The 23,964-nt window shown below is 65.4% G+C and carries 22 protein-coding genes and 2 pseudogenes; 13 read left to right on the top strand and 11 right to left on the bottom strand.

Annotated elements, in window-relative coordinates; all coding sequences use genetic code 11:
• Nucleotides 1–18 precede the first annotated feature (18 nt).
• Complete coding sequence (locus BLU17_RS25040) at nucleotides 19–738, bottom strand: TetR/AcrR family transcriptional regulator (protein ID WP_092003058.1); 720 nt, start codon at nucleotides 736–738, stop codon at nucleotides 19–21.
• Between the two features lie 348 nt (nucleotides 739–1,086).
• Here BLU17_RS25040 and BLU17_RS25035 point away from each other — a divergent pair, with 348 nt between their 5' ends.
• The 5 genes from BLU17_RS25035 to hydA all read left to right on the top strand — a co-directional run bounded on the left by BLU17_RS25035 (nucleotide 1,087) and on the right by hydA (nucleotide 8,246).
• Nucleotides 1,087–2,352 carry a Zn-dependent hydrolase gene (locus BLU17_RS25035; protein ID WP_092002877.1) on the top strand — a complete coding sequence of 422 codons (1,266 nt, stop codon included), beginning with the start codon at nucleotides 1,087–1,089 and terminating at the stop codon, nucleotides 2,350–2,352.
• Nucleotides 2,353–2,467: 115 nt separating this feature from the next.
• Entirely contained in the window at nucleotides 2,468–3,853 is a 1,386-nt protein-coding gene (locus tag BLU17_RS25030; RefSeq protein ID WP_092002873.1) for an NAD(P)-dependent oxidoreductase, read from the top strand.
• Between the two features lie 50 nt (nucleotides 3,854–3,903).
• Complete coding sequence (preA, locus tag BLU17_RS25025) at nucleotides 3,904–5,181, top strand: NAD-dependent dihydropyrimidine dehydrogenase subunit PreA (RefSeq protein WP_092002870.1); 1,278 nt, start codon at nucleotides 3,904–3,906, stop codon at nucleotides 5,179–5,181.
• Between the two features lie 65 nt (nucleotides 5,182–5,246).
• Nucleotides 5,247–6,749, top strand: a complete 1,503-nt coding sequence (locus BLU17_RS25020) for an NCS1 family nucleobase:cation symporter-1 (RefSeq protein WP_092002867.1) — start codon at nucleotides 5,247–5,249, stop codon at nucleotides 6,747–6,749.
• Between the two features lie 39 nt (nucleotides 6,750–6,788).
• Complete coding sequence (gene hydA / locus BLU17_RS25015) at nucleotides 6,789–8,246, top strand: dihydropyrimidinase (RefSeq protein ID WP_092002864.1); 1,458 nt, start codon at nucleotides 6,789–6,791, stop codon at nucleotides 8,244–8,246.
• 42 nt (nucleotides 8,247–8,288) lie between these two features.
• On the opposite strand, the gene BLU17_RS25010 is transcribed toward hydA, so the two are convergent.
• From BLU17_RS25010 to BLU17_RS24995, 4 genes are all read right to left on the bottom strand, one after another.
• Nucleotides 8,289–9,143, bottom strand: a complete 855-nt coding sequence (locus BLU17_RS25010; RefSeq protein WP_092002861.1) for an alpha/beta fold hydrolase — start codon at nucleotides 9,141–9,143, stop codon at nucleotides 8,289–8,291.
• A gap of 118 nt (nucleotides 9,144–9,261) precedes the next feature.
• Complete coding sequence (locus BLU17_RS25005) at nucleotides 9,262–9,648, bottom strand: SgcJ/EcaC family oxidoreductase (RefSeq protein WP_092002858.1); 387 nt, start codon at nucleotides 9,646–9,648, stop codon at nucleotides 9,262–9,264.
• 78 nt (nucleotides 9,649–9,726) lie between these two features.
• A complete protein-coding gene (locus tag BLU17_RS25000; protein WP_092002855.1) occupies nucleotides 9,727–10,521 on the bottom strand; it encodes a hypothetical protein in 795 nt (264 codons plus the stop codon).
• Between the two features lie 143 nt (nucleotides 10,522–10,664).
• On the bottom strand, nucleotides 10,665–11,705 hold the full coding sequence (locus BLU17_RS24995) for a D-cysteine desulfhydrase family protein (protein WP_425434139.1): 1,041 nt from the start codon (nucleotides 11,703–11,705) through the stop codon (nucleotides 10,665–10,667).
• Nucleotides 11,706–11,904: 199 nt separating this feature from the next.
• Between BLU17_RS24995 and BLU17_RS24990 the strand changes: the two genes are divergently transcribed.
• The 3 genes from BLU17_RS24990 (at nucleotide 11,905) to ubiM (ending at nucleotide 14,095) form a co-directional block, all read left to right on the top strand.
• Nucleotides 11,905–12,114 carry a hypothetical protein gene (locus BLU17_RS24990; RefSeq protein ID WP_092002852.1) on the top strand — a complete coding sequence of 70 codons (210 nt, stop codon included), beginning with the start codon at nucleotides 11,905–11,907 and terminating at the stop codon, nucleotides 12,112–12,114.
• Nucleotides 12,115–12,452: 338 nt separating this feature from the next.
• Nucleotides 12,453–12,875, top strand: coding sequence for a hemerythrin domain-containing protein (locus BLU17_RS24985; protein WP_092002849.1), 423 nt, complete (start codon nucleotides 12,453–12,455; stop codon nucleotides 12,873–12,875).
• 23 nt (nucleotides 12,876–12,898) lie between these two features.
• Entirely contained in the window at nucleotides 12,899–14,095 is a 1,197-nt protein-coding gene (ubiM, locus tag BLU17_RS24980) for a 5-demethoxyubiquinol-8 5-hydroxylase UbiM (protein WP_092002847.1), read from the top strand.
• A 199-nt stretch (nucleotides 14,096–14,294) separates the two neighbouring features.
• On the opposite strand, the gene chrA is transcribed toward ubiM, so the two are convergent.
• The 5 genes from chrA to BLU17_RS24945 form a co-directional block, all read right to left on the bottom strand.
• A complete protein-coding gene (gene chrA / locus BLU17_RS24970; RefSeq protein ID WP_092002840.1) occupies nucleotides 14,295–15,530 on the bottom strand; it encodes a chromate efflux transporter in 1,236 nt (411 codons plus the stop codon).
• A 226-nt stretch (nucleotides 15,531–15,756) separates the two neighbouring features.
• Complete coding sequence (locus BLU17_RS24965) at nucleotides 15,757–16,749, bottom strand: hypothetical protein (RefSeq protein WP_092002837.1); 993 nt, start codon at nucleotides 16,747–16,749, stop codon at nucleotides 15,757–15,759.
• Nucleotides 16,750–17,442: 693 nt separating this feature from the next.
• Entirely contained in the window at nucleotides 17,443–17,835 is a 393-nt protein-coding gene (locus BLU17_RS24955) for an NUDIX hydrolase (RefSeq protein WP_092002831.1), read from the bottom strand.
• Nucleotides 17,836–18,047: 212 nt separating this feature from the next.
• Entirely contained in the window at nucleotides 18,048–19,454 is a 1,407-nt protein-coding gene (locus tag BLU17_RS24950; RefSeq protein ID WP_425434141.1) for a 3-deoxy-D-arabino-heptulosonate 7-phosphate synthase, read from the bottom strand.
• Nucleotides 19,455–19,567: 113 nt separating this feature from the next.
• Nucleotides 19,568–20,095, bottom strand: coding sequence for a DUF6496 domain-containing protein (locus BLU17_RS24945; RefSeq protein WP_092002825.1), 528 nt, complete (start codon nucleotides 20,093–20,095; stop codon nucleotides 19,568–19,570).
• A 122-nt stretch (nucleotides 20,096–20,217) separates the two neighbouring features.
• Between BLU17_RS24945 and BLU17_RS24940 the strand changes: the two are divergent.
• Nucleotides 20,218–20,709: pseudogene (locus BLU17_RS24940) on the top strand (alcohol dehydrogenase catalytic domain-containing protein); the annotation flags it as partial.
• Between the two features lie 199 nt (nucleotides 20,710–20,908).
• Here BLU17_RS24940 and BLU17_RS24935 read toward each other — a convergent pair.
• Nucleotides 20,909–21,829, bottom strand: a complete 921-nt coding sequence (locus tag BLU17_RS24935; RefSeq protein ID WP_092002822.1) for a DUF72 domain-containing protein — start codon at nucleotides 21,827–21,829, stop codon at nucleotides 20,909–20,911.
• Between the two features lie 141 nt (nucleotides 21,830–21,970).
• Here BLU17_RS24935 and BLU17_RS24930 point away from each other — a divergent pair, with 141 nt between their 5' ends.
• The 4 genes and pseudogenes from BLU17_RS24930 to BLU17_RS32630 all read left to right on the top strand — a co-directional run.
• Nucleotides 21,971–22,174: a CsbD family protein gene (locus tag BLU17_RS24930; RefSeq protein WP_092002817.1), complete on the top strand. Its 204-nt coding sequence runs from the start codon at nucleotides 21,971–21,973 to the stop codon at nucleotides 22,172–22,174.
• A gap of 376 nt (nucleotides 22,175–22,550) precedes the next feature.
• Entirely contained in the window at nucleotides 22,551–22,934 is a 384-nt protein-coding gene (locus BLU17_RS24925) for a hypothetical protein (protein WP_092002813.1), read from the top strand.
• 29 nt (nucleotides 22,935–22,963) lie between these two features.
• Entirely contained in the window at nucleotides 22,964–23,518 is a 555-nt protein-coding gene (locus BLU17_RS24920; protein WP_092002809.1) for a PilZ domain-containing protein, read from the top strand.
• Between the two features lie 285 nt (nucleotides 23,519–23,803).
• Nucleotides 23,804–23,964, top strand: a pseudogene (locus tag BLU17_RS32630) (AMP-binding protein); the annotation flags it as partial.

Raw genomic sequence — 23,964 nt, 5'->3', positions numbered from 1 at the left:
CTGAGTTCCTGCAACGCCTCATTGCGCCGGCGAACGTGCGCCGCTCGCACGCAAAATCAACCGCACCACTTCTTCGGTGCTCGCCTCGAACCCCGCCGCCGAAAGCGCGCGCTTGCCCGAGAGCGCGCGAATCTGCGCCTCGAAATCGGCGTAATGCTGCGTGGTCGCCCAGATCATGAACAGCAGCGTTTTGGGATCGACGGGCGCAAGCAGCCCTTCGCCGATCCAGCGTTCGATCAGCTTTACGCGCGTTTCCATCCACGGCTTCACGCGCTTGAGCAGGATGTCCTGCATGTGCGTCGCGCCGCTGATGATCTCGTTCGCCCACACCTTCGAACCGAGCGGCCTGCGCTTCGAGAGTTCCATCTTCGCGCGCACGTAGCCGCCAATCGCCTGGACCGGATCGTCGCTCGCGTCGAACGTGTTGGCGGCCGCGTTCCATTCCTCGAAGAGATCGTCGAGCACGCGCCAGTAGAGCACCAGCTTGGTCGGGAAGTAGTAGTGCAGATTCGCCTTCGGCAAGCCCGCGCGCTCGGCGATCAGCGCGGTGCTTGCGCCCTCGAAACCGCGCTCGGCGAACACGGCCTCTGCGCAGGCCAGCAGATGCGATTCGTTCGACGCCCGAATGGAGGCCTTGCGCCGGCGTGGCTTGTGCGCTGCGTCAGCGGCTTCCTGCGCTTGCGCGCTGCCGCGCGTCGCGAGGGTCGCGGCTCGCGTGGTGGGTTCGTCGTCGCGCATGATGTCCGGTCCGTTCACAAGGGATGAGGCAGCGCGCGGCGTTCGCGCGCTTGCCGGCTTCATTGTAGTCACGATGTAAGCGACTCGCGCATTCGCCGGCCTCGGGGAAAACGCGCGGGCGCTCACGTGCGTTTTCGCGCACTGCAACATCGATGGCACGCTTCTCGCTCGTAACACCGCATTGAATTCGCGAAGTTTATCGCCTACAACCTGTCCAATCGGACAGGATTCGCAGAGCGGGGTTTCGCGAGCCGCAGCGCGTCTTCGGGGCGCGCACCGCTGTGGCGCTTTCGCGCCCCGGACGGTGGCATGGATGCACTTTCGACGAACACGGACAGGAGGACACGCATGAACGCAGTAAGCGACGCCGCGCTGACGACCGCGATCCACGTGAACGGCCAGCGCTTGTGGGACAGCCTGATGGAGATGGCGAAGATCGGCGCGACACCCAAGGGCGGCGTGTGCCGTCTCGCGCTCACCGACCTCGATAAGGCGGGCCGCGATCTCATCGTGCAGTGGGCGAAGGAGGCCGGCTGCACGGTCAGCATCGACCAGATGGGCAACGTGTTCATGCGCCGCGCGGGGCGCAACAACGATCTGCCGCCCGTGATGACCGGCTCGCACGCCGACTCGCAGCCCACGGGCGGGCGTTTCGACGGCATCTACGGCGTGCTCGGCGGGCTCGAGGTGATCCGCTCGCTCAACGATCACGGCATGGAAACGGAGCGTCCCGTCGAGGTTGTGATCTGGACCAACGAGGAAGGCTCGCGATTCGCGCCCGCGATGGTCGCTTCCGGCGTGTTCGCGGGCGTCTTCACGCTCGACTACGGGCTCTCGCGCAAGGACGTCGACGGCAAGACCCTCGGCGAGGAACTGCAGCGCATCGGCTACGCGGGCGAGCTGTCATGCGGCGGACGCAAGATTCACGCGGCGTTCGAACTGCATATCGAGCAGGGGCCGATACTCGAAGCCGAGAACAAGACTATCGGCGTGGTCACCGACGCGCAGGGGCAGCGCTGGTACGAAGTCGTGCTCACGGGTCAGGAGGCACACGCGGGACCGACGCCCATGCCGCGCCGCCGCGACGCGCTGCTGGGCGCCTCGCGCGTGGTGCAGCTCGTGAACGAGATCGGCCTGCGTTACGCGCCGCTCGCCTGCGCCACCGTGGGCATGATGCAGGTGCACCCGAACTCGCGCAACGTGATTCCGGGGCGCGTGTTCTTCACTGTCGATTTCCGCCATCCGCAGGACGACGTGCTCGCGAAGATGGATGCGGCGCTGCGCGAAGGCATCGCGAAGATCGCGGAGCAAGGCAAGCTCGAAACCGAGGTCGAGCAGATTTTCTACTACGCGCCGGTGCCGTTCGACAAAGCCTGCGTGAACTCCGTGCGCGCGGCGGCGGAACGCTTTGGCTATTCGAATCGCGACATCGTTTCGGGCGCGGGCCACGACGCCTGCTATCTCGCGACCGTGGCGCCGACCTCGATGGTGTTCGTGCCGTGCATCGACGGCATCAGTCATAACGAAGTCGAGGACGCGACGATCGACTGGATCGAGGCCGGCGCGAACGTGCTGCTCCACGCCATGCTCGAACGCGCGAACGAGCCGGGCTGACGCCTTTGACGCAAACGCAGGCGGACTGAGCGCCGCGCCGTATCCCCGCTTTCCCCACGTACCGGCTGCGCATGCAGCCGGCGGACCCGTGTTTTGCCTCGCAAGGAGCATCGGGATGTCCCAGCCCACTTCGACTGCCGCCGGCGGCATCGCCGCAGGCCGCCTCACCGCCGAGCAGCTCGGCTGCAACTTTGCCGACGTCGCGCCGCCGCTTTCCGCCAACGCAGCCGTCATCGCCGCCGACCGTTGCCACTACTGCTACGACGCGCCGTGCGTCGCGGCGTGCCCGACCGGCATCGACATTCCGGGTTTCATCCGCAAGATCGGCAACGGCAATCTCAGGGGCGCGGCGCGCGACATCCTCGGCGCGAACCCGTTGGGCGGCATGTGCGCGCGCGTGTGCCCGACCGAGATTCTTTGCGAAGGCGCCTGCGTGAGAAATCATCAGGATGGCGAACCAGTCCGGATCGGCGCATTGCAGCGCCATGCCACCGACTTCCAGATGGCGCGCGAGGCGGACGGCGCGCCCGCGCTCTTCAAACGCGCCGGCGAGACAGGCCGTCGCGTTGCCGTGATCGGAGCCGGGCCGGCAGGCCTCGCGTGCGCGCACACGCTGGCGCTCGCCGGACATCGCGTGAGCGTGTTCGATGCGCATGAAAAGCCGGGCGGTCTCAACGAATTCGGCATCGCGGCGTATAAAACCGTTGACGACTACGCGCAACGCGAAGTGCAGTGGCTGCTTTCCATCGGCGGAATCGAGCTGCGCCAGGGCCAGCGTGTCGGCCGCGACGTCGATCTCGAGCAGTTGCGCGCCGCGTATGACGCCGTGTTTGTCGGCGTGGGCCTCGGCGGTACGCATGCGCTCGCCATCGAAGGCGAAGCGCTCGACGGCGTGCTCGATGCCGTCGATTTCATTGCGCGCCTGCGCGAAGCGGACGATCTCTCCGCGCTGCCGGTGGGCCGCAAGGTGGTGGTGATCGGCGGCGGCAACACGGCGATCGACGCCGCCGTGCAAAGCCGCAAGCTGGGCGCGGAGCAGGTGACGCTCGCGTACCGGCGCGGCGCGGCGCAGATGAGCGCCACCTGGGCCGAACAGGAATTCGCGCGCGCCCAGGGCGTGACGCTCGTCGAATGGATGAAGCCGCTGCGCATCGCGGGCGAGTCGCGTGCGCAGGCCGTGGAGTTCGAGCGCACCGCGCTCGATGCGAACGGTGCGCTGCGTGGCACCGGCGAGATCGTGCGGGTGGAAGCCGACATGGTGTTGAAGGCGATTGGCCAGAAGCTCGCGCCCGAAGGCATGGACGGGCTGCAACTCACGGCGGGCGGTGCGCGCATCGCAGTGGACGCGGACGGCGCGACGTCGCTTGCGGGCGTTTTCGCAGGCGGCGACTGCGCGGGACACGGCGCGACCGATCTCACCGTCCAGGCGGTACAGGACGGCAAGCTCGCCGCGCGCGCAATCGACCGCTACCTCGCCAATCAGTCCGCCAGGGCTGCCTGAGCCTTCGCGCGAACACACACCGGATCCGGATAAAACCAAGGAGTCGCATCATGGCCGACCTGCGCTGCACGATTGCCGGCATCGAATCGCCCAACCCGTTCTGGCTTGCTTCCGCGCCGCCCACCGACAAGGCGTACAACGTCAACCGCGCCTTCGAGGCGGGCTGGGGCGGCGTGGTCTGGAAAACGCTCGGGCTCGACCCGCACGTGGTGAACGTGAGTTCGCGCTATGGCGCGACCACCTGGCGAGGCCAGCGCATCGCGGGCCTGAACAACATCGAGCTCATCACCGACCGGCCGCTCGACGTGAACCTCAAGGAAATCGCCCAGGTCAAGCGCGACTGGCCCGAACGCGCGCTCATCGTCTCGCTGATGGTGCCGTGCACCGAGCAGGACTGGAAATGGATTCTGCCGCAGGTGGAGGACACGGGCGCTGACGCCGTGGAGCTCAACTTCGGCTGCCCGCACGGCATGAGCGAGCGCGGCATGGGGGCGGCCGTGGGCCAGGTGCCCGAGTACATCGAAATGGTTACGCGCTGGGTGAAGGAAGGCACGCGCCTGCCTTGCCTCGTGAAGCTCACGCCCAACGTCACCGACATTCGCCACGGCGCGCGCGCGGCCGCGAAGGGCGGGGCCGACGGCGTCTCGCTCATCAACACGATCAACTCGATCGTGGGTGTCGATCTCGACGTAATGGCGCCGCTGCCCACCGTGGACGGCAAGGGCACGCACGGCGGCTACTGCGGCCCCGCCGCGAAACCGGTTGCGCTGCACATGGTTGCCGAAATCGCGCGCGACCCGCAAACGCATGGCTTGCCCATTTCCGGCATAGGCGGTATCTCCGACTGGCGCGACGCCGCGGAATTCATCGTGCTCGGGGCGGCGAGCGTGCAGGTTTGCACCGCCGCGATGCATTACGGATTCCGAATCGTCGGCGACATGATCGACGGCCTCTCCAACTGGATGGACGACAAGGGCTACGCGAACCTCGACGCCATTCGCGGCCGCGCCGTCGCCAACGTCACCGACTGGCAGTACCTGAACCTCAACTACGACATCAAGGCGCGCATCGATCAGGACCGCTGCATCCAGTGCGGCCTGTGCCATATCGCCTGCGAGGACACCTCGCATCAGGCCATTACCGCGACGCGTGACGGCAAGCGCCACTTCGAAGTGGTCGATGCGAACTGCGTCGGGTGCAATTTATGCATGCATGTTTGCCCGGTCGACCAATGCATCACGATGGAGCGCGTCGATTCGGACCGTTACGCGAACTGGACCACGCATCCGAACAACCCGGCGCGCGTGGCGGACCCGAAAGCCGCCTGACGCCTCGAAGCCCGATCCGGAACGAACCGCACCAGACCAACGACAAGCCACGGAGAATCCGAAACATGAGCCAGCCATTGACAGGCGACGCCAGCGTGCGCCGCGCCGAAAGCGAGCTATACAACGACGACCTCGCGCCGACCGGCACGGCGCAGCGCACGTGGCGCTGGTTCCACTTCGCGGCGCTCTGGGTGGGCATGGTGATGAACATTGCCTCGTATATGCTCGCGGCCGGGCTCACCGAGCAGGGCATGTCGCCGTGGCAGGCGGTGCTCACGGTACTGCTGGGCAATCTGATCGTACTCGTGCCGATGCTGCTGATCGGCCACGCCGGCGCGAAATACGGCATTCCCTACGCAGTGCTCGTGCGTTCGTCGTTCGGCACCCAGGGCGCGAAGCTGCCCGCCATGCTGCGCGCGATCGTGGCGTGCGGCTGGTACGGCATCCAGTCGTGGCTTGGCGGGAGCGCCATCTACACGCTCGTCAACATCCTCACGCACAACGCGCTCGTGGGGGAGGCGCTGCCCTTTCTCGGCATCTCGATCGGGCAGGGCGCGTGCTTCCTGGTCTTCTGGGTGCTGCAGCTCTATTTCATCCTGCACGGCACCGATTCGATCCGCTGGCTCGAAAGCTGGTCCGCGCCCATCAAGGTCGTGATGTGCGCGGTGCTCGTGTGGTGGGCCTGTTCGAAGGCGGGCGGCGCGGGGTCGATGCTCTCGCAACCCTCGCAGTTCGCGGCGGGCGGCAAGAAGGCGGGCCTCTTCTGGGCGGCCTTCTGGCCGAGCCTCACCGCCATGGTGGGCTTCTGGGCCACGCTCGCGCTCAACATCCCCGACTTCACGCGCTTCGCGAAAACGCAAAAAGACCAGTTCGTGGGCCAGGCCATCGGTCTGCCCATTCCGATGGCGTTGCTCTCGGTGGTCTCCGTGGTCGTGACTTCGGCAACGGTGGTGATCTACGGCAAGGCGATCTGGGACCCCATCGATCTCACGAGCCGCATGGAAGGCGTGGGCGTGGGCATCGCGCTCGTCATCCTCACGCTGGACACGATGTGCTGCAATCTCGCGGCGAATCTCGTCGGCCCGGCCTACGACTTTTCGAGCCTCTGGCCCAAGGCCATTTCGTACAAGGCGGGCGGCCTCATCACCGCGGGCATCGCGGTCGTGATGATGCCGTGGAAGATTCTCGCCACCACGCAGGGCTATATCTTTACGTGGCTCGTCGGCTATTCGGCGCTGCTCGGGCCCGTGGCCGGCATTCTCATCGTCGATTACTTTTTCGTTCGCGGCACGCGCCTCGACACGGCCCAGCTCTTCGACGAAAACGGCGAATATGCATACGCCAACGGCTGGAATCCGGCTGCCGTCGTCGCGCTGGTCGCGGGCGTGCTGCCGAACCTGCCAGGCTTCCTGAACGTCGCATTCCCGAACGCGTTTCCCTCCGTGCCCGACGCATTCAAGAGCATTTACACCTATGCGTGGTTCGTGGGGCTCGCTATCGCGGCACTCGTCTACGGCGTGCTGATGAAGCTCGGCAAGAGCCGCAGGCCGAGTGTCGCGAGCGCGTGAGCCGTTCCGGCGCATTTCATTCGAAGGAGACAGAACATCATGGCGATCCTGATTCGAGGCGGCACCATCGTCGACGCGGACAAGAGCTGGCGTGCGGACGTGCTCTGCGAAAACGGCGTGATCCAGAGCGTCGGCGAGAACCTCGACGCGCCCGCGGGCGCGACCGTGGTCGATGCGGGCGGCCAGTACGTGATGCCGGGCGGCATCGACCCGCACACGCACATGGAGCTGCCCTTCATGGGCACGACCGCAAGCGACGACTTCTACACGGGCACGGCGGCGGGGCTCGCGGGCGGCACGACGTCGATCATCGACTTCGTGATTCCGGATCCGAAGCAGCCGCTCATGGACGCCTTTCGCGAGTGGCGCGGCTGGGCGGAAAAGGCCGCCGCCGATTACGGCTTTCACGTGGCGGTGACGTGGTGGGACGAAAGCGTGCATCGCGACATGGGCCTGCTCGTGAACGAGCATGGCGTATCGAGCTTCAAGCACTTCATGGCGTACAAGAACGCCATCATGGCCGACGACGAGATTCTCGTGAACAGCTTTGCGCGTTCGCTGGAGCTGGGCGCGCTACCCACCGTGCATGCGGAAAACGGCGAACTCGTGTTCCAGTTGCAACGCCAGCTGCTTGCGCGCGGCTTCACGGGGCCGGAGGCGCATCCGCTGTCGCGTCCGCCCGAGGTCGAAGGCGAGGCGGCGAACCGCGCGATTCGCATTGCGCAGGTGCTTGGCGTGCCGGTGTACATCGTGCACGTCTCGGCCAAGGACGCGCTCGAAGCCATCGCGCGCGCGCGCGGCGAAGGGCAGCGCGTGTTCGGCGAAGTGCTGGCCGGGCATCTCGTGATCGACGAGGCCGTTTATCGCGACCCGGACTGGACGCGCGCCGCGGCCCACGTGATGAGCCCGCCGTTCCGCGCAAAGGAGCATCGCGACGCGCTCTGGCGCGGCCTGCAAGGCGGCCTGCTGCACACCACGGCAACGGATCACTGCGTGTTCTGCGCTTCGCAGAAGGCCATGGGCCGCAACGATTTCACGAGGATTCCGAACGGTTGCGGAGGTGTGGAAGACCGCATGGCGGTGCTGTGGGACCAAGGCGTGAACACGGGCCGTCTCACGCCGAATGAATTCGTTCGCGTGACCTCGACCAATGCCGCGCAGATCTTCAACCTCTACCCGCGCAAGGGCACGGTGGCCGTGGGTGCCGACGCCGATCTCGTCGTCTGGGACCCGCAGGCCACGCGCACGATCTCGGTGAAGACGCATCATCAAAACGTCGACTTCAACGTGTTCGAAGGCATGACCGTGCGCGGCGTGCCCACGCATACGGTTTCGCAGGGCGAGCTCGTGTGGGCGGACGGCGATCTGCGCGCGCGGCGCGGCGCCGGGCGTTACCTGAAGCGGCCGGCGAATCCGGGCTACCTGCAGGCGTCGCGTCTCGCGAAGAGCCTGAAGGAGCAACAGCCCGTGCATCGGGAGGGCGATGCGTCTCGCTAAGCCCGCCAGGCCCGCCAGAGGCTGCGCGGGCCGGGGAAAATCTCAGCCCTGCGTGATGAAAGTGTGTACGTGGGTGTTGAAGAGGTCCGGATGCGTGCCGTTCATGCCGTGCGTGGCGCCCTTGATCGTCACGCGCCGCGCGAACGCGATCCATTCGGACAGCGCTTCCACGTTGTTGCGGAACATGAGCGGACTGCGCTGTCCGTCGATGAGCAGCGTGCGGCACTTGATCTCGCTGGCGGCGCGAGGCGCATAAGGCGGCAGCGGGTCCTGCAACTGCTTGGGCAGCGTCGTGGCGTTGGCGATGGCCATCTGGCGAAAGCCCGCCGGGCTCTTTTTCCAGGCGCCCGGCATGCTCACGGAATCCACGAACAACTCGAGCCCCGCTTCGACCTCGCCGCCGTGGATGAGGTCGGCGGCGCGCGTGCGCAGCGTGTTGGTGGCGGGCGGCAGCGCGGCTTCGTCGTCGTCCACGCGGGAGAGCGGGCCGCCCGGGTCGGCGAGCACCAGCGTGCGCACGAGGCGCGGATAGCGGCGCGCGAGATGCCAGGCAATGCAGCCGCCGCGCGAATGGCCCACGAGGTGCACCGATTCGAGGCCCAGCGCGGCAATGAAGTCCGCCAGTTCGGTCACGTGGCTCTCCCAGCCGAAGTCGCCCTGGATGCAGGCGTCCGCGGCGGGCCAGTAATGGCTCAGGCTCGGCGCGATGCAGCGGAAATGGTCGGCCAGACCGTTCAGCTGCGGCATCCAGTAACGGTAGTCGCACAGCGATCCGTGGACGAACAGCAGCGGCTCGCCTTCGCCGCGTTCGAGGAACGGCAGGGCAATGCCCGAATGCAACGTTGCATACGAAAGGTCGGGCGCGGCAAACAGGGATGGATCGATGCGTTGGTTCAAGGAGAGACTCCGGGCGTAGAGCGTCACTTTGCCGCAAGCGCATGATTAAGGGAAACTCAATAAACTGAAGGAATCGATAAGATTTTCTGATTCCAGATTCGCCGGCGGCCTGGGCGCCCTAGCCCTTCGGGGCCGCGAGATTGGCGTCGCGCGCAAGCAGCCATCGCCCGCTCGCCTCCTTGCGCACGAGCGTGAGCGTGTAGCCCGCGCGGCGCTCGGCCTGCGTCGCCCCAGGCGGTGTGATCGAAACATCGATGCGGTTGCGCAGAAACGCCCAGTCGCCCAGCACCTGCAACTCGACGATCTCGGCCGTGCCCTCCACGCGCACGCCTTGCTGCGCCCTGGAAGCCTCGGCGAACGCCGCCTTGCCGAACGGCTCCTGGCCCGGCACCGTGAACACGACGTCGTCGGTCATGAGGCTCAGGATTTTCGCGGTATCGCCGGCGCGGCTCGCATCCATCCAGCTCCGCACCAGTTCGCGTATCGCGCGTTCGTCATCGGTCATTTCGGGCTCCTTCGCAGTCCGCTCAAGCGAGCGTAGTAATGCGCCGTGCAGCGCCTTTCCGTGCGTTCTGTTGCCTGTTCAATCCGCCTGCACCGCGCTTTGCTGCGCGCCTTCGGCACGCTGGCTCATGGCAAGCTGCTTCGTGAGCCACTGAACCAGCATGGCGAGCGCCGCGGCTTCGGCAAAGGCCGCCCATGCGGGCTGCGTACGCAGCGAGAACGCGAGGGCGAGGCAAAACGCGGCGAACGAGAAGCGCCCGAGGACCATGCCGCGCACGAGCGAGACGACGAATGCCGCACCGTGCGCGCGCTGCGACGATACGCAAAGAATCGTGCCGAGCAGCGGGAACACGGCGAGCAGCCCGCTCCACGAAGCGCCGACGCGGCTCGAAATCGTCGTCACCACGATCGTGAGCGCGGCGCCCGCCGCCATGCGGCCGGTCAGATCCGCTCGCGTGAGCGGCGCACCGGCCGCGAGCGCCGTGCTGCGCGGCAGGAACGATTGACCGAAACCCACGGCCGCGAGCGCGACGAAGGCGGACCATACAGGTGTTGCCGGCAGCCAGGAAAGTCCGAAGGCGCTCGCAAGCCACGCGCCAAGGCCCGCAGCGAGCGCGATGGGCCAGGGGTGCGCGCGGCAGGTCCATGCATAGGCGAAATTGAAGGCCTCGGAAGCGAGGGTGGCCGAGAGCGAGAGCAGCGCGGCGTGGGCGCCGAAGGCGGCGCCGTGTGCGAGCACGAGCAGGAAGAGAATCGGCCCGGCGACGACGGGCAGGCCGGCCAGCCATCCCGCGACGGCGGGTCCCCACCACTTGCCCGACATCGAAACGATCAGCAGGAAAAGCGGAACGAGCGTGAGCTTGAGCGCAAGCATGGCGGCAGCGGAGTCTTAAAAGGCGATGGTAGCAGGCGGCGTCCCGGGCGCTTCGTCGCGTGGTGCGATGACCTCTTGGCGGAGGCCCCGAAGGCGACGCTCGCCGCAGCATTGCGCGTGGCGCATGAGAAAAACGCAGCGCGTCAGAACGCGCTGCGATACGCGAACAGCCCCGGCAACCCGCCAGTCATGATGAACAGGACGTTTTCGCCGGGCGCGTGGCGGCCCGAGCGCACGTCTTGCAGGAGACCGGCGAACGCCTTGCCGCTGTACACCGGGTCGAGCAGCAGGCCTGCTTTCGATGCCATGAGGCGCACGGCTTCGCGCATGGCGTCGGTGGGAATGCCGTAGCCCTCGCCGAGTTGCGTTTCGTCGATCACGATGGACGGACCCTCGATGCGCAGCGCCGGATCGATCAGCGCAAGCGTCTGGTTCGCCTTTTCCAGCGTCGCGGCATGCGCCTGCTGTGCGTTCGCAAGGACCGTATGCGCCAGGACGAGCCTCGGGTCGATGCCGAGCGCCGCGAATCCGGCCGCGAGCCCGGCATGCATGCCGCCGCTGCCGTTGGGCACGACGATGCGCGAGAAGCGCAACCCCTGTGCGTGCGCTTGCGCCATGATCTCGGCCGCGCAAGCCGCATAGCCGAGACATCCCACCGGGCTCGATCCGCCCAGCGGGCAGACATAGACGTTGCGGCCCTGGCCGCGCAGTTCGTCGGCGCGCGACTGGGCGAACGCGAGCGCATTGGCCGTGCCGGGCAGATCGTGCACGCGGGCGCCGAGCAGGTCGTCGAGCAGGATATTGCCGTTTTCCAGATACTCGCGGTCCTCGCGCGGCACGGCGCGCGTGAGCACCAGCTCGCACCGCAGGCCCGCTTGCGCGGCCGCGGCCGCCGTCAGGCGCGCATGATTCGACTGCCGGGCGCCCACGGTGATGATGGTGTCCGCCCCCATGGCCAGTGCCTCGCCGACGAGGAACTCGAGCTTGCGCAGCTTGTTCCCGCCGCCGCCCAGACCGGTCAGATCGTCGCGCTTGACATAGATGTTTACGCCTCCCGATCCGGCGCCTGGCCAGGGCAGCGGCTGGATCGGCGTGGGCCCTTCCAGCAGCGGGCGGCGAGCGTACGCGGTGAGATCGAGCCGATACGGGGACGCGGAATGCGCCGGGGAATTCATGGTGGTCATCGGGGTCTCGCGGTCGTGAAAGGTCGGCGTTGTCGGTGACGCGGCAATGCGTCGCATGAAAACCAGGGGGCTCATGGTGCGCCGCGCCTCAGGGTTCTCACGTCCACGTTAATCCGTATTGCGTCGCAGCAACGCCGTTTTAAACTGGATTCATCCAGGCAATCGTCCACGACGATATTCCCACGACGGGAGGCTTCACATGAGCATATTTCAATCGATGAGCCAGCCATCGAGTCCGACGTTGCATGTCTTCGAGCAGGAAGGCGGCTGGCACTGGGGCATCACTATCGAGCGTTCGGCGGGCGGCGGGTTCAAGGTCATCGCATATAGCGAAAAGACATTCCGCGCCGAAAACGAAGCCCAATCCGACGGCGACCGCGCCCTCGTCAATCTCGCCGAAATGGCTTGAGCCGCGCGTCGCGCGGCTCGGCATTCGCGGCACCTCTCCCCTACGTCATGCAATGCTTTCGGCCCGCATGCCGGCTGTGCGCCCGAATCAGCGTTTTCTTTTCGTTTTCCGCGTTCGTGCGCCAATTGGCGCGCACGTCGTCATTTTCCCGACCGCCTCTCAGCGTTAGCGGGCGAACCGGGGGGCGACCAACGGTCTCAGTGGCCGGTCGCGCGAGATTTGCTCGAAATCAGCGCGCGAACCGGGGCCGCCCGGTATCTTGAAAATTTGTCCGCAAGAGCCTGACGGCCACACTTTGGTCCTGTCGGCCACTCCCGCCATTTCGCATTTCCCCCCTCATGACGTCATCCGAACCGCACTGCCCAACTCCCCTTGCCCCCGATCTTCGACTGGGCGAGCCCATGACCGATGCGCTGCATGCCGGGTTCGTCGAGCTGCTCGACGCGGCGGCGTCCGCTCCCGACGAAACGTTCGTCGCGGCGCTCGACGTCTGGGCCGCTCACACGCAGCAGCACTTCGCGCAGGAAGAATCGTGGATGGAAGCGATGGCCTTCGGCCCGCGCCATTGTCATGCGGGCCAGCACCGGCATGTCCTGCAGGTGGTGGACGAGGTGCGCAGGCAGATCGTCGACGAGGGGCGTTTCGACACGGGGCGGCAATTGGTGGGCGAATTGCGCGACTGGTTCGCCTGGCACGTGAAGACGATGGACTCGCTCATGGTGGAATCCCTGCGCGAATGCGGTATCGCTCAGGCCGTTTGAGTCGTGCACGGAGCAGTCGAATCATGGAAGCAGACATCGTAATCGTGGGCGCCGGGCCGGTGGGGCTCAGCCTCGCGCGCTCGCTCAGTGGCGCCGGCCTGCGGATCGTCGTCGTCGAGCAGCAGCGCCTTGCCGACATCGGCGAGCCGCAGTTCGACGGGCGCGAGATCGCGCTGACGCAGAAATCGGTCCGCCTGATGCGCAAGCTCGGCCTTTGGGATTTCATCGACCCGGACGCGCGTGCTCCGCTGTGCCGCGCGAAAGTGCTCAACGGCGCCTCGCCCGGTGCGCTGGAGATCGGGCACGAGCTGAGCGGCCATTCGGAGCTGGGCTGGCTCGTCTCCAATCACCTGATCCGCAAGGCCGCTTACGATGCGCTGCAGGGCAGCGTGGCGCAGCATGACGACGTGACGCTGCTCGCGGCCGAAAAGGTGAGCGGCGTGAGAACCGATGACGCGTTCGCGAGCGTGACACTGGAAAGCGGCAAGGTGCTTGCGGCCAGGCTGGTCGTCGCGGCCGACAGCCGCTTTTCGTCGACGCGCAAGATGATGGGCATTTCGGCCGACATGCACGATTTCGGCAAGGCCATGCTGGTTTGCCGCATGACGCATGAAACGCCTCACGGGCACACCGCATGGGAATGGTTCGGCTACGCGCAGACGCTTGCCTTGCTGCCCATGAACGCCGACCCGGCGACGAACGCGCCGCAGTCGTCGGTCGTGCTCACGTTGCCCGTGGGTGAAGTAAACGAGATCGCCGCGCTGGACCCCGACGCGTTCGCAAGACATATCGAGCGGCGATTCATGCGGCGGCTGGGCGCGATGAAGCTCGCCAGCACGCGGCATGTCTATCCGCTCGTTTCCGTTTATCCGCAGCGCTTCGTCGCGAAGCGCTTCGCGGCTGTCGGGGACGCCGCGGTCGGCATGCATCCGGTGACCGCGCACGGGTTCAATTTCGGGCTGCTCGGCTTGGAAACGTTAGGTAACCAAATCATCGAGGCTCAACGCAGCGGCATCGACATCGGCGCGGCGTCCGTGTTGCGCCGGTATGAAGACCAGCACCGCAGGGCGACCAGGCCGCTTTATCTCGCGACGCGATTCATCACCGACGTCTATACGAACAACACCGCGCCCGCGAGACTGGCGCGCGGCATCATGCTGCGCGCCGCTTCACGTCTGATGCCGTTTAGAAGGGCGATCGCGGCTTCGTTGACCGGCTAGCTTCGCAGGCTGCCTGCGCGCCAACCGGAAACGATACGTTCGAGGACGGTCGCGGCTCGGGCCATGCCGCTTTCCGCGCGCATCGTCTCGTCGAGGACACGGGCGCGGTTTCGCACCGCTCGGATCGAGGTCGCCGCGTATTTCTCCTTGCGCCCGCGCGCTCGTTCGCGGAGCGCCGGCAAGCGCGTGCGCGGATCGTTCAACGAAAGACGCTGGACGCGACTGCGGCCGCGACGCAGAAAACGACGACGGCCAGCGCGGGCGCTCGCCAACGCGTCAACAGGAAGAAGCCGAGGCACGCGATGGCGAAATCGGTCATCGACTGGACGGCGCTCGTCCACACGGGCGAGTAGAGCGCGGCAGCCAGCAAGCCGACCACGGCCGCGTTGACGCCCGCGAGCGCCGAAGCCATGGCCGGACGAGCGCGCAGCGCCTGCCACCACGGCAACGCGGCGACGACGAGCAACAGCCCCGGCAGAAAGATGCCCGCGGTGGCGAGCAGCGCGCCGGCCCAATGCGAGGGCGGCGCGGCCATGAGCCAGCCGAGATAGGCGGCAAACGTGAAGAGCGGGCCCGGCATCGCCTGGGCCGCACCATAGCCCGCGAGGAAGGCGTTCGGCGCCACCCAGCCGGTGGCTACCGTTTCCCGCTGCAGCAACGGCAGCACCACGTGTCCGCCGCCGAACACCAGCGCGCCGGACCGATAGAACGCCTCGAATTCGCGCACGCCCTGCGCCGCGACACTCGTACCCGACACGGGAAGACCGAAAAGCAGCACACAGAAGACGATCAGAGCCGCGATACCCGTCGCGCGCGTCACCTGGAATTCCCCGCCGTTGCGGGCTGCGGCGAACGCCGGGTCGACAGCGTCGGCGCGACATAGCGCGAGGCCGAGCAACGCGCCGGCGCCGATGGCGAGGAGCTGCGCGAACGCGGTAGTCAAAAGGCTCAGCAGGACGAGGGAGGCAAGGGCGATCGCCGCGCGCCGGCGGTCGGGACACAGGCGCCGCGCCATGTCCCAGACCGCCTGGGCGACGACGGCCACCGCGACGAGCTTGAGCCCGTGAACGACGCCTGCGCCGACCGGGCCGCCGAGATTCGGCGCGATGACCGCGAAGGCCAGCATCAGGAACACGGAGGGCAGCGTGAAGCCGCACCATGCGGCCAGTCCTCCGGCCCAGCCCGCTCGCAGCCATCCGATCGAGAAGCCGGCCTGACTGCTCGCCGGGCCAGGCAGGAACTGGCAGAGGCCGACCAGATCGGTGAAGGCCCTGTCGTCCAGCCAGCGGCGTCGTTCCACGAACTCGCGGCGAAAATAGCCAATGTGGGCGACCGGGCCGCCAAAGCTTGTCATGCCAAGCCGGAGGAAAACGGCGAGAACCTCGAAGACGCGGCCAACGCGAGACGCGTGCAGTGACGGCATGTCGGTATTCATGGAGGGGGAGGATTTGGGCGACGCACGATGTTAGCGTGAGAATCCGCGCCCGGCTATCGCATGCGGGGGCGAAAGACGGGTTCGGCGGATCGCGCGGCAAAACCGCGGTCGTCGGCTACGCACTCGCGCAGAAGCGTGCGCGGGAAGCGCCATGAGGGCGGCGGACTTCAAGCAGGTGACGCGGCGGGAAATTTCGGGGGCGCCGCTTTCGGGTGGAGAAAAATCGTTAGTGATGCCAAAAAAGCGCATCCTGGCGTGAACGCGCATCTCCGGCTTGCGCATACGTCTGGCTTTCCCATGGCCAGGTCCAGCCGTTGTGTTTCCCCGCACCGGCTTTGTGCTCGCCGCTCGCCAGCACGAGCAGATGCTTCGCTTCGCGGCTCGATGCGTCGACGCTCGCGGCGTGCCCGGCGTCTTGCCGCACGCAAGCCCATTGCCGCTCGTGCGCGCATAGCCTTGCGCGGCCGATCAGGACGTCGCGCTGCTGTTCGCGCGCGACCAGCTCGGCTCGCATCTGCTGCGCGTCGGCGTTGCCGGGTTGCGCGGCGAGCGCATTCATGATCGCCCTGCGCGCGGGCCAAAGGTTGTTCCTGTCGAGGCTGGTCCGGGCGATGGCGAGGCTTCTGGCGACGTCCGGGAGTGCGTTCGCATAGGCCGGCGAGGCGGGCGCACGTTCGCTGGATACCGCCTTCTGCAGCGCGACGCCTGGCCGTATCGCATTCGCGTGCGCCGTACCGGCCTTCGCCGCCGGGCCGTGGCGCGGCAGCGCGGCCATGGCCTGCGCGCTGTGCGATCGCGTGGCCAGCGCCACGTGATTGCCCTTCGAGCCGAGCACGGAGCCGACCACCACCTGTGCGCCGAGTTTCGGCTCCCACCCGCTGTGATGCCAAACCGCATAGCCGGCGAGGGCGATGGCGAGCGCGCCAAAACCGGCCCAGACAGGGAACGGCCGATGCGGCTTTTGACTTATTTGTGCTTCGTCGATTGAGGGATAGTCGCCGCGATATGTGCGCTCGCCGCCCAGGTTTTCACGCAGGCGTTCCGCTACGCCGCGTACCCGTTCGTCCGGCGAGCTTTCGCTTGCCGCCTCCGTCCGGGAGGCGGCGGCCAGTTGATTCGCGCCGCATTCGGGACAGAGTATGAGCGGCGCATTGAGCCCCGTGCCGCAGTAGGGGCACTGCCACGGACCGCAGTCGTCGTGACCAGGTTCGTTGAACATGGAAGGCGCTTCAGCTTCGATTGACGAAGTGCCACGAAATCGGTGCCTGATTTCGTGTACCGGTTTGAATATGGTCCACTTCAAGGCGAAGATCAATCGGCGGATTACGCCAGAATGGCGGATCTGGACAGGCTCCACGTTGTCGTTTCCGTCCACGACATGCACGCCCAGGCTGGCAAATCGCCCACTGGTTCTGCGAGCCGGTCGGGGAAAGCGGTAATCGTCAATCGCTGCCGTTCGCGCGAGGGTCCCTCTTTCCGGGAGGACCTGAAGCGGAGGCAGTCGGCATCCTCGCGATCGACAGCGGCATCGGCGCGCTTTCGCGGAACTTCATCGTCCGTGTCTGCGGTAGGCATCGTCCAGACCGTCAACGCCCTGCGTGCGCTGGTGCGCATCGGCGATGCCCACGTCCGGCTCCGGGTTTGGCGGAACATGCGTCCGAGTAGCTGTCGTACACGCCTAACACGATCTGTCTCATGACTGTCTCCCTTCGCTATCGCCCTGCGGCCGTTTCGCTACATGCGAAGGATGGGTGCAACGTTCATGCCCGATTGCGCCGATACGTGCGCGGCCAAAAACCTCTATTCGGGGATTCCGCGATTTATGGCGAGCTTGCCGTAACGATGTCCATGCACGGCAATTCACGCGCCTTGCGCGGAATCCGTCGGCCGTCGGACAGCATTCAGGCAACGATCATCGATCAGGCGAAACCTGCGGGTGTTTAGCCGCCGGTACGCAGAGATGGGTCACGATTTCGCGCGTTGGCACGCTGGTCGTCAGGGTGGCGATGCTGGCCGGCTGGACCCAGCAGCAGCGAACGATTTCGTTGGCGGGTTGCGGTATCGCGTCGTCGGGCAGGTCGAACGCGAATACGTAATGACGTTTGCTGAGCCCGCCGAATGCGAACAGATAAGTCAGCGATTCTGCGACGATCAGCGTTTCCTCGTGCATTTCGCGCCTCGCGGCGTGCAGAGGAGCTTCGTCGCGCCTGATCGTTCCGCCCGGCAGAGTCCAGCGGGAACGGCCGCGCGTAACCAGAAGTATCTGGTCGCCCTTGCGGCAAACAATGGTTGCGCGTTCTTTCATACGAACATACCCATGGACGCTGACCGTGACTTTACGAGGGAAGCGCGCATGCGGGGGGGCAATCGGTCGAGACGGGAAGAGAATGCGGCTCCTGCTCCTGCTCCCGGGCGAGCAATGCCGGTGCCCGGCTGACGCGTGTATTGCGATTTTGGGCAGTGGGCATTCACGGGTCAAGCGAAACGGCGTCAACGGAAGCGTCCGATTGTCGGGCATTACATACGCCCTGATGCGTCTGTCATTGCGGCCATCAGGTCGTCGGGATGAACCATCAATTCGCGTACCAGTTGCAGCGTCGGATATTGATGAAGCACGCCGTGCCACTGCGGGCATCGGGTCAGTTCCCGCCAGACCGGCTCGAGCGCTTCGGGACTTCGCGGCGGCTCGCCGCATGAGGCACGGGCAAATTCCAGGCTGGCCTGCGCCGACAAAAGCCGCGTCCGGCTCGCGGCGCCGAGCAGGCGCGGCTCGCCATCGGCCGGCGCATCGCAACAATAAAGCACGGTTCTGTTCAGACCGGATGGCTCGGTGTTTAGCGCGCGCAGCGAAGCGCCATCGATGTGCACCGTGCCCTGCCGCGTCTCGAACGCATACACGGCGCCTTCCCCGGCATGCGCGAGCAGGCGTATTCCGCGCATGAGCCGGGGAAGATCGGTCGTCGCAGCCTCGATAGATGCCTTTGCCTCTACGAGCAGGCAGACGTTCCATACCGGTGCCGCATCCGCGGCCTGTGTGAGCACGCGCTCCAGCAGGACCGCATCCCACTCCGTTTTGGCGTGCTCGTGGCTGCCGGGTATGGCGGCCGGAACGCGCATCGAGTTCACGGCACGGTACGACGGCCCATGTCGCGGTGTCGCTTCGTTGAGTTGCCGGGCCAACGTTTCGAGTGCCCGTATGGCGAGCGCCTCGACCGCCGCCCCGCGCTGCTGCGACGCCTTGCCTTGTGCACGTGCTTCCGGACTGCCCGGACGTGGGCCATATGCGTCCCATAACGATCGATACTGCTGCACGAGCGGATCGGACTCCAAAGTTTCCAGACGGCAAGCGCGTGCCAGCGCGGCACTGTTCAGCAACCGTGCGACGGCGTGCCCGAATTCGGAACCGCTCACGATCTCCGGTAAATCGAGAACGTTTCGCGCAGTATCGCGGAGTCTTGAGCACGGCGGCGCAGACGCGGACGAGTGCAGCCGCGCGAGCGCTTCGCGTTGCCAGCCTTCCATCGCCCGTTGCTGCTTGGCGGGATGGGCAATGGCATTGACCATCGTGTGGATTTGCCGGCGGTCCTGGTCTGCATGGGCCGAAAGCGAAGCGTACTCGCGGACCTGAACGGCACGGTGCCGCAGAACCATGGCCTGGAATGCGCGGTCGCCGGAATCCGCGCGCATTGCCTCGTGGATCATGGCCGCAAGCGCGTCGATGAAGCGCTGCTTCAACGCTGCATCGGGTGTCTCGCCATGAACCGTTGCTTCACGCGCCGCTTCTATGGCGAACGCCAGCGACGTCGCCGGGCTGGCGCTTCGAATCTCGATTGCAGAAGCCGCGGCGCCTTGCGGCAAGCGATAACGGCGGGTGACGCTGCGCAGGATATTGACGAGCAGAGCAGGTGAGGACATCGAGGAAATCGCGCCATGCGCGCGTGGGGGCACGGGGGCACATGGTCTCACAATCCGCTATGGGCGCGCGGCGCGGCGACGTTGTCCGCCGCGCCGTCTTCGATGCCTGCCGTTTTCCCGCGCTAATGGCGGGCGTGCTGCGCTCGCGTTGCGCGGGTCTTTGCGGCCTTTTTCGCCGCAGCGGAACGGCCCGCCGCGCCCTTGGTCTGCGCAGCCTTCTTCGCCGCCGCCGAGCGGCTTGGCGCGGGGCGGCGCGCCGCTGCGCTCTTCGCCTGTTTCGACACGGCCTGCGGCGAAGCGCCCGCCTTGCTTTCGCGCTTGAGCACGTTCGTAGTCGTGCGCGAGCGTTTGGCCTTCGATTCCGTACTCGCGCTGGCCTCCTTCGTGCCCCGGCCGGCTGCGCTGTCCTTTTGGGCCTTCCTGCGCGTAGCTTCGCTGGTCTTGCCCTTTGCGGGCGGCTTCAATTCGACGCCGGCGCGGCGCGCCCTGGAAAGGCCGATGGCCACCGCCTGCTTGGCGGAGCGCACGCCATGTTTGCCCTCGCGCACGCGATCGAATTCTTCCTTGACGAATTCTCCGGCCTGCGTGCTGGTGGACTTTCCCGCGCGCTTGTCCGCGCGCGCTCGCTCGATCGTTTTCTTTTCGGGCATGTTAGCTCATCCTTGATGAACGGCTCTGCCGTTCCAGCAATCGGCGTACCACGAACGTTCCGGACATCCGCGCAACGTGGCGCGGCGCGGCCTCCGGCCACTCCTGCGGCGAGGAACAAGCTATGAGAGCCGTGGTATTTCGCGACATCGGCGGCATACGGCTAGATACGGTGCCGGATCCGTCCATTCGGCAACCGTCCGACGCGATCGTGCAGATCACGTCCAGTGCGATTCGGTCACGAGGGGGGCTTGTGGAGGAAGTTGGGTGCAACGTCCGTGGCATGTGCTGCGGGTCGCGCGTGCTCATTCCGTCAACGATTTCGTGCGGCGCGTGCTGATATTGCCGCACGGGCGATACGGCGCAATGCGACGACGCCAACCCGAACGGCGCGCAGTCCGGCACGGTGTTCTTCGGTGGCCCGCAAAGCACGGAGCCGTTCGACGGTCTGCCGGCGCAATAGGCGCGCACGCTGCTCGCGAGCACGAGCCTTGTGCCGTTGCCTGGCGAGTTTGACGACGGCCGCGCGACCCTTATCCCGGACATTTTCCCCACCGGCTATTTCGGCACCCGGCTTGCCGAAGTTCGCGCAGGCAACATGGCCGTGTACGGGGCGGTTACGGCATGCCGGGGCTTGTCGAACTCGTTCGCGAACGGCGGTTTCGATTCGCTCGGCGTGCTCACGCAGCGCGAGCCGCTGACTCATATGCTTGAAGCGTACCGGGCCTTCGATGCACGCCAGCCGGGCTGGATCAAGTTGAAGCTGGAGCCGTGAGGCGTTGGCCGCACCGCGCGCGCCCCAACGGCGCAGGCAGTTATCGTGTCGCGCCAAGGCGCGATATCAGGCGCTGGGCGTCGAATGGCGCTTCGGTTTTCTGGTCGTTGTCGAAATAGCAGTAGACGTCTCTCGGCTCGTGAAGAGCGCGCTCCGGCGCGACTAGCCGCGCATGGGCGGCTTGCCTGCCCGCGCGCCAGGCCTTGAACCTGGAAGCCCAATTGTCGAGTGCGTCGTCGCCATAGGCGCCCGCGTATTTCGCGGTCGAGCCGTGTAGCCGCACGTAGGCGAAATCGGCTGTGGCGTCTTCGATACACGGCCACGGTTCTGTGGAGTCCGAAACGACCAGCGCCACGCCGTAGCGCCGAAGCAGCTCGACGAATGCGGGGACAAGAAAACTCGAATGACGGATTTCGATGGCGTGCCGCATCGGTCGGCAGCGATCGATTTCGAGCCACGGCACCGTTACGCGCCCGTCGTGGCGCTTCGCGAGGCGCAATGCGGCTTCGCTGTCGGGCGGCAGGACGGCTAGAAATCGCTCGAAACGCGCGGCATCGAACGGGTACGTCGGCGGGAACTGCCAGAGTAGAGGGCCGAGCTTGTCGTTCAACGCGAGCAGGCCTTGTGCGAAAAAATTGGCGCATGCGATGGTTGCCGTTTCGTCACGAAAGCGCAGCACGTGCGTCAAATAGCGCGCGCCTTTCACGCTGAACACGAACGTTTCGGGCGTGGCGGCGTACCACTGCCGGAACGAGGCTGGCGATTGCAGGCTGTAATGCGTACCGTTGATTTCGATGGTCTGCACCGCGCGGGATGCATACTCCAGCTCCCGCTTTTTCGGCCAGCCTTCAGGATAGAACGTGCCGCGCCAGCCGTCGTAGCGCCAGCCGGAGATGCCGATCCACACCTTGCCGGAAGGCGGCGTCCTTTGTGCGCTTTTCGCGCCTTTCGCAGCGGTCATGGCGTTCCCCTTCGTCGTGCGCGAATACGATGCACACGCCGTGCCGCTGAGTGAAATGGCACGTGCCTTGCGGCACGACGGTCGTCGCAGTACCGGCGGGCGGGCACTATGTCCGCCGTTTTCAGCGTAATGGAGGCAACGATGACCAAGGAAGGACTGCGAGGAATCGGCAAGGAGTTCAAGGGTGTGCTCAAGAAAATGGGAGGCGTGCTGACTGGCAATGAGAACAGGAAACTCGAAGGCGAGTCCGAAATCGTCGAGGGCGACAACCTCAAGGATTACGCCGATCAGCGCGAAAACATCGAAAAGGGGAAAGACAAACCCGGCAATCCCTCGAACATGTAAGGCTCAAGTCAATGCGGAATAACCTGGGCAAGCGAGAAGGGCCGTTGCAAAAGAACGGGCGTGCGGGGACCTTGCGAGTACGTGCGCACATTCAAGCCACAAAGCATATTTCGGGTCACGGCGCTGGAGCAGTGGAGTTCATCTGGCGTTCACCGGTGGAGGTACGGTTCCGCGCCCGCTTTCTTCGTGACCACGAGGTGATGCTTCGGTTGCGTTAAGTCATGTTGAAGATAATTTCAGAATGGCAATATTGGTCGCGGCAAACGGGCGGCCCTGGTTCCTTATATAGGCTGCCCTTCCTCGTTTTCCCGTTGGAGTATGTTCCGGCTCTATCTAAACGGGTGCGGTCAGACTGGATTTCCGACGATTTCGACGTGTGATCGCGCATGCGATTGACCTGTCGTTGCACTGGACCATGCTAATAAAACTCTCAGCAGGCGATATTGGTTTCGATAAGCCGACCGATTTCGCGATCTATAGCAATAGTGGCAGGCTCTTGTTGCAAAGGGGATACGTCATCGATTCGGCCGGACTGCTTGACCGGCTGTATCGCCTGGGATACAGGGACGACACCCCGGCCGGGACGAAAGCGGTCGCGCGCTTCCCGTCCGGCGAAAGAGCGGCGACCAACGACGAATTTCCTCTGTTCTTTAGCGCGTATGGCGCGGACCATATTCGTCGAGAGAGGCAGGTCCGGGCATTAACGAAAAAGGACTTTTTTTACCGAGCCTTCGGCAGAAGGTGGAATTCTTTCATCTGACTCGCGAAGGTAGCGCAGACGTCATTCACATGGACCTCGCGGGCGTCATTCCAGGCGAGGCGCTGATCGCGCGCGGCACGGGTCATGAAGCGCCGGCGCTTGTAAGCGAGATGGTGTACGACGCACGTCTCTTTACCGGTACGAGGTTTTTCCGGTTCTCCACGCGATTGCTCGGAGAGGGTTCGGGTCCGTTGGGATGCCACTATCTGAGCTACCCCGAGGTGGTGGCCCAGGCCATAGTGCGCAGGCATCACAGGGTGCAGACGGCGATCACCGGGAAAATCCGCACGAACGAGTATTTGCGTCTTCCCGTCGCGGTGAACGTCGAAAATCTGAGCGCCTTTGGTGCGGGCATCTCCGCCGGCGAGGACATTCTGGCAGTGGGACAGAGTGCTCGCCTTGCAATGAATTTGCCGACAGGCACGAGCGACGGCGCCAATCGCGCCATTGCCGTGGTTGTCAAGGTTCGCAATTGCCGTCAGGAGGGCATTCGGTTCAGGTACGGCCTCGAATTCGAGCAGGCATCGGACGAGGTCCGTCGGGAAATCAAGGACTATGTTCTCGCGTGCGTCGCGGCAGCATGAAATGGTCCAGGCGAATACGCCGGGGAAATTCGCTGTTGAGGAAAACGAAGAGGCCCTTTGTTATGCGTTCGATGATAAGTGGGGAAATTCGTGCCTGCCACTCGGAGGCGTATGGCGTGTCGAAAATTGATCGCACGCACGAAGGCGTGGATTCCGTTGCGTTGAGGTCAACGGTATCGAGGACAATGCTCGACTGCTGGAGAAGTTTCACAGCTATCGAAAAACGAAGTAATTAAAACGTAGGGTAGACGCAACCTTTGCGTAGCCCGGGATGGAGACAAAAATATGTTGTTGGAGTCGGTGTTGCATGAGGGCCGTACATTCGATCCTCCTGCTGTTCTGCAGGCGAATGCCACGGTGTCCGGCATGGAGGCATACAAGGCGCTCTGCGCCGAAGCCGAACGCGATTACGAAGGCTTCTGGGCGCGTCTCGCGCGCGAAACCCT

The sequence above is a fragment of the Paraburkholderia lycopersici genome, assembly GCF_900096975.1.
In the GTDB taxonomy this organism is placed as follows: domain Bacteria; phylum Pseudomonadota; class Gammaproteobacteria; order Burkholderiales; family Burkholderiaceae; genus Paraburkholderia; species Paraburkholderia lycopersici.
This window is presented reverse-complemented; position numbering and strand designations above follow the sequence as displayed.